Source organism: Gordonia sp. (in: high G+C Gram-positive bacteria) (assembly GCF_049299075.1).
Taxonomy (GTDB): domain Bacteria; phylum Actinomycetota; class Actinomycetes; order Mycobacteriales; family Mycobacteriaceae; genus Gordonia.
The window spans coordinates 1-1,871 of record NZ_JBAQWU010000528.1; the positions used below are offsets into that span (position 1 = coordinate 1).

The following is a 1,871-nucleotide window of genomic DNA, read 5'->3' on the forward strand; positions in this document are numbered from 1 at the left end:
CCTCGGCACTATGGAGAGTGCTTTCAGTGGAGGATTAGGCCGCGATTCGTCGGCTTCAGAAGGGCTGAGGGTTTGTCGATGAAGGCAACGGTTCGGCACGCTGGTCTGGCACGGAACACCGTGCGGGCGGCGTTCGCTCCGGAGGGCAGCCGAAGTATGCGGGGTCGCCGACAGGGGGTAGTGCCCCTTAGGGTGGTGTAGCCCGGTGGCCGGGATCAGGCCTGGCAGCGTGTCGCTGCTGGACATGAGTGCGGCCACCGCGTGATTCTTTCGAGTGATCTCTCACAACCGACTCGAGAAGGAACCCAGCACGATGACCGCACCTCACATTGTCGACCCTGCCGGCCTGTTGAGCCAAGCCCTGACTGACGCGTCTCCGGATCTGATGCGCGATTTGCTGCAGACCATGATCAACGCACTGCTCTCGGCCGAGGCCGACGCGGTCTGCGGCGCCGAATGGGGCCAGCGCTCGGCCGGGCGCACCAACCAGCGCAACGGGTATCGCCACCGGCCCCTGGACACCCGGGCCGGCACGATCGATGTCGCCATCCCGAAACTCCGGTCGGGCAGCTACTTCCCCGAGTGGCTCCTCGAGCGCCGCAAGCGCGCCGAATCGGCGCTGATCACGGTGGTCGCAGACTGCTACCTCGCTGGGGTCTCGACCCGGCGCATGGACAAACTCGTCAAGACCCTCGGGATCAGCTCGCTCTCGAAGTCCCAGGTCTCCCGGATGGCCGAGGAACTCGACGGCCAGGTGCAGGCCTTCCGTACCCGCCGCCTCGATAGCGCCGGGCCGTTCACGTTCGTTGCCGCCGACGCCCTGACGATGAAGGTGCGGGAGAACAGGCAGGTCGTGAACGCGGTCGCGATGGTCGCGACCGGCGTCAACGCCGATGGGCACCGAGAGGTCCTGGGCCTGCACGTGGCCACCAGCGAAACCGGCCCGGCCTGGAACACGTTCTTCGCCGACCTGGTCGCCCGCGGGCTGTCCGGGGTCAAGCTGGTGACCTCCGATGCGCACCGCGGCCTGGTCGACGCGATCGCGGCGAACCTGCCCGGTACCGGCTGGCAACGGTGCCGTACCCACTACGCGGCGAACCTGATGGACGTGTGCCCGAAAAGCATGTGGCCGGCCGTGAAAGCGATGCTCCACTCGGTCTATGACCAGCCCAACGCCAAAGCGGTGGGCGCCCAATTCGACCGGCTCATCGAGTACACCGAAGACCGCCTGCCCGACGTGGCCGAGCACCTCGCCAACGCCCGCCCCGACGTCCTCGCGTTCACCGCGTTCCCCAAGGACGTGTGGACCCAGATCTGGTCGAACAACCCCGCCGAACGCCTCAACCGCGAAATCCGCCGCCGCACCGACTCGGTCGGGATCTTCCCCAACCGCGACGCGATCATCCGCCTCGTCGGCGCCGTCCTGGCCGAACAAACCGACGAATGGGCAGAAGGCCGCCGCTACCTCGGCCTCGACGTCCTCGCACGCTGCAGAGCAACGGGCACGAGCACCAACACCAACAACAACACCGAGGAGGTGACCAACCAGAGCACACCCGAACTCCCCGCCGCATAACCCACACAACCAACAACCAGAGAACTCGAAGAGATCACCGACCTACACCACGCCCTGGGACTTGACCGCGCGCGTGCGGTGTATGAAGAGGCATTGTCGTTATGTCGAGAGTTGCAGGCTCGTCAGCCTGATGCCATCGGGTCCGCTCAGGACCTTGCATTCTCATTGAATACTGTCGCGGGCGTCTTTGAGGACAAGGGGCACCCGGATGCTTTCAGTCTGCGTCTCGAGGAACGAGATGTTCGTGCGTCGATCTTCGGAAAGTTTCGAGATGACCGGTCGGCACTTGCCTGGG

General features: G+C 65.4%; 1 protein-coding gene. It reads left to right on the plus strand.

What is annotated here, in order from left to right:
• Positions 1 to 313 precede the first annotated feature (313 nt).
• Positions 314 to 1,576: an IS256 family transposase gene (locus WAW85_RS16815; RefSeq protein ID WP_422560726.1), complete on the plus strand. Its 1,263-nt coding sequence runs from the start codon at positions 314 to 316 to the stop codon at positions 1,574 to 1,576.
• Positions 1,577 to 1,871: the final 295 nt, after the last annotated feature.